This window comes from Cupriavidus sp. WS, assembly GCF_000395345.1.
Lineage (GTDB): Bacteria > Pseudomonadota > Gammaproteobacteria > Burkholderiales > Burkholderiaceae > Cupriavidus > Cupriavidus basilensis_B.
The window spans coordinates 1-6,178 of the sequence record NZ_AQPL01000543.1; the positions used below are offsets into that span (position 1 = coordinate 1).

Below are 6,178 nucleotides of genomic sequence, written 5' to 3' on the forward strand. Positions count from 1 at the left end.
GAACAGGCCGGCGCGCGCCGCCTGCGCCAGCGCGCGCGCCTGCCGGTATTGCGCCTCGGCCTGGCGCAGGGTCTGGTTGGCCGCGTTGGCCTGCGCCACCAGTTGGTTCAGGCGGGCATCGTCGAAGCCGCTCCACCAGTCGTGGTCCAGGTCCACCGGCCGCGGCTCGGCGATCTTCCACTGGTGGTCGGGCGGCGTGGCCTCGCGGTAGGCGGCCGGCGCGTCGGCCGGCGGGCGCTGGTAGTCGGGGCCGACGGCGCAGCCGGCCAGCCAGGCGCAGGCCAGGGCGATGCAGAGCTTGCGCGGCGCAAGCGGGCGCGCTGTCTTCATGGGCGGGGTAGACGGTCGGGCGTCATGGACGAGCCTTCATGGGTGATGCCGGTTTTTTGCACTGTCCTGCAACGCTTCGCGGTGTGTCTCGCCCGGGGACACGGCGGCACGGCGGCACGGCGGCGGGGGACCGGGATGCCGTCGGGCATGGACGGATGCGCGCCGCCCGCGGGGCGCCGCGAAGTTGCTTATCGCAAGGATAGTGCCGCGCGCGGCGCGGTGAAACGCGCCGCGCATTACCGAATATTTCATTGGTTTACGGCGTTGCGCGCCGCCCGCGGCATGCCGCCGCCGCGATGTGCCGCGTGCACGACACCGGGCGCCGGGGCCGCGACGCCGGTTCGCGGCCCTGTTACGGCATCTTGCAGCGGGCGGGGGCTTGTGCGGTGCGGCAGCGCCGCGCTGCGCGCGGCTGGCAGGAACCATTCGCCACGCGCATTGTCTTGCCGCGCGGCCTGACGCGGCCCGTCCGGGCGCGCGCGCCGGGCTGTTGTAATCTTGTGTAATTGTGCGGCGGCGCGCGCCGGCAGGTTGCTTTTGCCTGGGCCGCCGCGTAGAAAGTAGGTGTCGGGCGGGCCGCCGGCCGGCGCGCAGCGACGATCCGGACGACCAGCGGGAAGGCGGGGTTATGGAGACCGATCAAGAAAGCACACTCACCTATGCGCTGCTGACCGTGCCGGCGCGCGCCGCCATCTGCCGCGCGCTGCTGGAGGCGGGCGACGCGGGCATGCCCGCCAGCGACCTGGCCAGCGTGGCCGGGCTGAACCTGGCGCGCGCCAGCCACCACTTCCGCGAGATGACGCAGGCCGACGTGCTGGCCCTGATCATCCGCGACCGCCAGGTCGTCTACGCGCTCAAGGCGCGCCGCGCGGTGCGCATGGCGCTGGAATATCTCGACAGCGGCGGCATGTAGGCCGGCGCGGCGGCGCGCCGTATAATCGCCGCCGGCGGTGGCGTCTGCCCGGCGCGGTCGCGCGGTCGCGCCGCTCCGTCCGGCTTCGCCCCGGCGGTGCCGCCTTGCGCCGCCCCGCCTTGCGCCGCCCGCCTCATCCCATCCATTCCTGCATCCCCTTGTCCATGTCCGAGCTGGAAAACCTGTTTGCCGACCTTGAAGCGCAAGGCTGGGCGGTCTCCGACGACCTGATCGGCCGCGCGCTGGCGACCCGCCTGCACGGCGAGAGCCGCGCGGCCTGGGAGGCCGGGCTGTTCCATCCGGCGCGGGTGGGCCGGGGCGAGGGCACGACGCGCGAGCCGGGCATCCGCGGCGACGCGATCCTGTGGCTCGACGACGCCCCGGCCGGCCCGGCCGTACGCGAGTTCCAGGCCTGGGCCGAGGGATTCCGCCGGGCGCTCAACGCCCGCTACTTCCTCGGCCTGCGGCGCGAGGAATTCCACTTCTCGCACTATCCGGCCGGCACCGCATACAAGAAGCACCTCGACCAGCACCGCGCCATGCGCGACCGCCAGATCTCGCTGGTGCTCTATCTGAATGCGGAGTGGGGCGAGCACGACGGCGGCGAGCTGGCGATCTACCCGCCCGACGATGCGTGCGGCGACGTGGCCAAGAACGCGTCCGACAGCGCGTCCGATAGCGCTCCCGGCGCCTCCGGCGCCGCACCGCACCGCGTGCTGCCGCGCCTGGCGCGGCTGGCGGTGTTCCGCAGCGACCTGATCCCGCACGAGGTGCTGCCGTGCCGGCGCACGCGCTGGGCGCTCACCGGCTGGTTCCGCACCGACGCGGCCTAGCCCGCCGGGCGTGAGGCGCCCGTTGCCGCCGCCGTCGTTGCGCGGCGTCCGGCTTTTCGATTCGACCGGGGAGTGCAGGCAGATGGAGTGGAGCGACATCAGGATCTTCCTCGCGATCGCGCGGGCCGGCAGCCTGGGCGGCGCCGCGCGCGCGATCGGGCAGACCCAGCCGACGATGGGGCGCCGGCTCAGGGCGCTGGAGCAGGCGCTCGGGCAGACGCTGTTCCAGCGCACCAGCGACGGTTTCGTGCTGACCGCCGAGGGCGCCGCCGTGTTCGCGCACGCGGAGCGCATGGAGGAAGAGGCGCTGGCCTTCGCGCGCCAGCTTTCCGGGCGCGGGCGGGAGCTCGACGGCATGCTGCGCGTCTCGTCGTCGGACTGGTTCGGCGTGCACATGCTCACGCCGGTGATCGCCGGCTTCATCCGCGCGCATCCGCGCGTGGCGGTGGAACTGGTGACGGACGCGCGCCTGTTCAGCCTGGCGCGGCGCGAGGCCGACCTGGTGTTCCGCATCCGCGCCTTCGACGAGGCCGACGTGGTGCAGCGCAAGCTCATGCGCATGGAGTACGCGCTCTACGCGGCGCCCGGCGTGGCGCCGCCGCGCGCGGGCGGCGGCGAGGGCCACGCGCTGCTGACGCTCGACACCGGCTTCGCCGACCTGCCGGACGTGGCCTGGATGCGCCGGCTGCTGCCCGCGGCCAGGGTGGCGTTCGGCAGCAACAGTCGCGAGGCGCAGGCCCGGCTGTGCGCGGCCGGCGCCGGGCTGGCGGTGCTGCCGTGCCTGCTGGCCGAGCGCGTCGGCGGCCTGCGGGCGGTCGACCTGGGCGAGCCGGCGCCGGGCCGCGACGTGTGGGTGGGCTACCACCGCGACCTGCGCCGGCAGGGCCGGCTGCGCGCGTTCCTCGACGCCGCGTTCGAGCAGCTTGGCGATGGCGGCGCGCCGCCCGGTGCCGATCCTGCCGCCGATCGCTCCGCTCATCCTTCCGCCCCTCCTTCCACCCCTCCCGCCGGCTAGAAGGCCACCCGGTTGCGGCCGGCCGCCTTGGCGCGGTAGAGCGCCTCGTCGGCCTGGTGTACGAGCTGGTCCGCGCTGGCGGTCGCGTGGCAGGCCTGCGCCACGCCCACGCTCGCGCTGACGGCGATGGCGTGGCCGGCGTAGCGCACCGTCTCGGCGCGGATGGCGCCGCGGATCCGCTCCGCCACCGCGATGGCGTCGGCAAACGCCGTGTTCGGCAACAGCACGGCGAATTCCTCGCCGCCGTAGCGGGCCACCACGTCGCGGTCGCGCAGGCAGGCGGCGACCCGCTGCGCCACCGCCTTGAGCACCGCGTCGCCGCCCGGGTGGCCGTGGTCGTCGTTGATGCGCTTGAAGTGGTCCAGGTCGAAGATCAGCACGGAGAGCGCGCGGCCGGACTTGCGCCAGCGGTGGAATTCCTCCTGCAGGCGGTCCTCGATATAGCGGCGGTTGTAGAGCCCGGTCAGCGCGTCGCGGATCGACGCCTCGCGCAGCGCGTCGACGGCCTCGTCGCGCGCGCGCTGCGCGATGGCGAGCTCGGTCGCGTCGAGGATGGTCACGCACACGGCGATGACCTCGTCGCCTTCCATGAGCGGCAGGAACTCGCAGTCCTGCCGCATCCATTCGAAGTCGCACGTGACCGGCAGGTCGTGCGGGAAGCGGAACAGGTAGGGCCGGTGCTCCCACGAGGTGAACGCGCTGATCTTCAGCAGGAACACCGATTCGAGCGTGCGCCGCAGCCACGCCGCGGGCAGCTCGGGAAACAGGCCGAGCAGCCGCTGGCCCAGCGCGGCCTCCGCGCTCACGCCGCTGCGGTCCGCCATGAAGTGGTTCCACAGCGCGATGCGGTGCTCGCGGTCCACCACGAACACGCCGCAGCCCATGCGCGCCAGCGCCAGTTCGTGCAGGCGCGCCTGCTGGGACGGTTCGAGAGGCATGTCGGGGGCTCCGGGCGTTGCCGATGCTGCGGGCGGATGCCGCCGTGCTACAGGCTGTCGAGGGTCGCGTCGAGCGCCGCGCACAGCCGCCCGAACGCGCTGCGCGCCAGCAGCGCGGCCAGGCAGGCCCGGAAGCGGCGGTCCTCGATGCGGACGTGCAGGTCGAGCAGCAGCGCGCTGCCCGCGGCCGGATTGCCCGACCTGGCGATGGCGCCGACGATCTGCGCCGCGTCGGTCTCGCGCGGCACGGAGAAGGCCGGCACGCGGCCGAGCTGCCCGAGCAGGCCGCAGACGCACGCGCCCGCGAGCACGTTCGCCACTTCGGGCAGCAGGCCGCGCAGCGCGGTCCCGCCGCCTTGGCCGCACTCGCCGCACTCGCCGCTCTCGCTGGCCAGGTCCTGGCGCCCGTAGAGCGCCTCGCAGAGTTCGCGCGCGCTGTCGCGCGCGAAGAACACCAGGCTCTCGCCGGCGATGTCAGCGCGGAAGCTCTGGCGGAAGGCCACCATGCCGGGCATGGCGCCGAGCCGCCGCTCGATTTCCTCCTTGAGCCGCTCCGGGTCGGCCACGCCGATGCGCGGGATCGACAGCGTGACGTGGCGGCCCAGCAGGCAGGCGAGCCTGGCGCCGGCCACGCCGATGCCGGCGTTCGCCAGCGCCTGCAGCGCATCGTGCCGCGCCGCGCCGAGCACGGCCGGCGCGCGGCGCGAACTGCGCCGGTCGCGGGCGCCGTGGCCGCGTTCGGTCATGGCCGCGGCCATGCGCGCCGGCTGGCGGCAGCTTGCGCGGCACTGGCGTCGCGGACAAGCATTGGGGGTGGGACTGGGCGTGCCATGAATCTCCTCCGATCTTGACTGGGCGGCACGCGGTGGGGCTCCGCATGGGATTTGCCGGCGGCATTCGCGGCTGAACCGGCAATCCAGGCCGGTAAACAGTGACGGCGCCGGAATATCCGCGCGCCGCTCTCAATTAGATGGGGATGGCGGCGAAGAGTAAAGCGATTTGTTTTTATGCGGCATCGGTGGCGCGGCGGCGACCGGCATGAGAAATACGGCGCGCGAAATTGGGATTGTTCTTAAACGATGACGATGCCGGAAGACGGCCGTTGCCTGCGCGGCAGTCGTCGGGCGGAGGCGGCGATGCGGCGGAAATGTGGCGGCAATACGGCGAAAGCGCGGGGGAATTTCCGCGTCCGGATGGCGAAGGCGTCGAAGGCGGTTGACAGGGTGCCGGTGCGGCATCGTCCGATCCCTGTTTATTTGATGAGATTTGTCTTAATTTTTCTTAAAGGGTTTTCCATGAAAATGACGAACCAAAAACAGGGAATTCCCATGATCCGATTCCGATTCACGGGAAATGGGCCGGTTATCCGCCTTTGTTCCCCGTTTTGACTCGCGCGCCGCCCGCCACCTCCGCGGCGGCCGGCGCGCGCTGGCGCCGCGCGATTTCCACCACGAGCTTGCCCCGCGCCGTGCCGGTCTCGATGGCGCGGTGCGCCTCGATGGCGTCGTCCAGGCCGAAGCGCCGCAGGTCGACGCGCACGGCGAGCTTGCCGGCGTCGGCCAGGCGCGCCGCCTCGCGCAGGATCGCGCCGTGGCGCGCGCGGCCGCAGCCGGTCAGCAGCGGGAGCAGCGTGAAGACGCCCGAGTATGTCGCGGCGCGCAGCGACAGCGGCGCCAGGCTGTGCGTGCCCCAGCCGAGGCAGCTCACCACGTGGCCGCCGCAGGTGCGCGCGGCGAGGAAGGCGTCGTCCAGCACCTTGCCGCCGACCGTGTCGTAGACCACGTCGAAGCCGTCGCCGCCGGTGTACTGGCCGACGTACTGCTCGACCGTGACGGCGGCGAAGTCGATCGCGGTCGCGCCATAACCTTCGATGATGTCCCGGCTGGCGGCCGAACCGGTGGCATGGACCCGCGCGCCGGCGGCGCGGGCGATCTGCACCGCGACATGCCCCACGCCGCCGGCGCCGCCGTGCACCAGCACCGTCTGCCCGGGCTGGACGCCGGCCCGGTCCACCAGCCCCTCCCACGCGGTGATGAACACCAGCGGCAGCGCGGCCGCCTCGCGCATCGAGAGCCGGGCCGGCTTGCGCGCGAGCAGGTCGGCGTCGACCGCGGCGTACTCCGCCAGCGAGCCCTGCACGCCGCCCACG

At 73.1% G+C, this 6,178-nt stretch carries 6 protein-coding genes and 1 pseudogene; 3 read left to right on the forward strand and 4 right to left on the reverse strand.

What is annotated here, in order from left to right; genetic code table 11:
* Window positions 1–330: pseudogene (locus tag K206_RS40125) on the reverse strand (RND transporter); the annotation flags it as partial.
* 628 nt (window positions 331–958) lie between these two features.
* Here K206_RS40125 and K206_RS0134120 point away from each other — a divergent pair.
* The 3 genes from K206_RS0134120 to K206_RS40130 all read left to right on the forward strand — a co-directional run bounded on the left by K206_RS0134120 (window position 959) and on the right by K206_RS40130 (window position 3,091).
* Entirely contained in the window at window positions 959–1,243 is a 285-nt protein-coding gene (locus tag K206_RS0134120; RefSeq protein ID WP_020206761.1) for a winged helix-turn-helix domain-containing protein, read from the forward strand.
* A gap of 164 nt (window positions 1,244–1,407) precedes the next feature.
* A complete protein-coding gene (locus K206_RS0134125) occupies window positions 1,408–2,076 on the forward strand; it encodes a 2OG-Fe(II) oxygenase (protein WP_020206762.1) in 669 nt (222 codons plus the stop codon).
* A gap of 82 nt (window positions 2,077–2,158) precedes the next feature.
* The gene (locus K206_RS40130) at window positions 2,159–3,091 is read left to right on the forward strand and encodes a LysR family transcriptional regulator (RefSeq protein WP_020206763.1); all 933 of its coding nucleotides are present in this window, start codon (window positions 2,159–2,161) and stop codon (window positions 3,089–3,091) included.
* Here the strand turns inward: K206_RS40130 and K206_RS0134135 are convergent.
* The 3 genes from K206_RS0134135 to K206_RS40135 all read right to left on the reverse strand — a co-directional run.
* Complete coding sequence (locus K206_RS0134135) at window positions 3,088–4,029, reverse strand: GGDEF domain-containing protein (RefSeq protein ID WP_020206764.1); 942 nt, start codon at window positions 4,027–4,029, stop codon at window positions 3,088–3,090. The two genes, K206_RS40130 and K206_RS0134135, sit on opposite strands and share 4 nt — an antisense overlap.
* A 47-nt stretch (window positions 4,030–4,076) precedes the next feature.
* Window positions 4,077–4,775, reverse strand: coding sequence for a hypothetical protein (locus K206_RS0134140; RefSeq protein ID WP_155888392.1), 699 nt, complete (start codon window positions 4,773–4,775; stop codon window positions 4,077–4,079).
* A gap of 616 nt (window positions 4,776–5,391) precedes the next feature.
* Window positions 5,392–6,178: zinc-binding dehydrogenase (locus K206_RS40135; RefSeq protein WP_020206766.1), on the reverse strand; the 787-nt coding region annotated here is incomplete at its 5' end.

What these genes read in the sequence shown, in the direction of transcription:
- K206_RS0134120 (WP_020206761.1), top strand. Translation starts at nt 959, where the DNA reads ATGGAGACCGATCAAGAAAGCACACTCACCTATGCGCTGCTGACCGTG.
- K206_RS0134125 (WP_020206762.1), top strand. Translation starts at nt 1,408, where the DNA reads ATGTCCGAGCTGGAAAACCTGTTTGCCGACCTTGAAGCGCAAGGCTGG.
- K206_RS40130 (WP_020206763.1), top strand. Translation starts at nt 2,159, where the DNA reads ATGGAGTGGAGCGACATCAGGATCTTCCTCGCGATCGCGCGGGCCGGC.
- K206_RS0134135 (WP_020206764.1), bottom strand. Translation starts at nt 4,029, where the DNA reads ATGCCTCTCGAACCGTCCCAGCAGGCGCGCCTGCACGAACTGGCGCTG.
- K206_RS0134140 (WP_155888392.1), bottom strand. Translation starts at nt 4,775, where the DNA reads ATGACCGAACGCGGCCACGGCGCCCGCGACCGGCGCAGTTCGCGCCGC.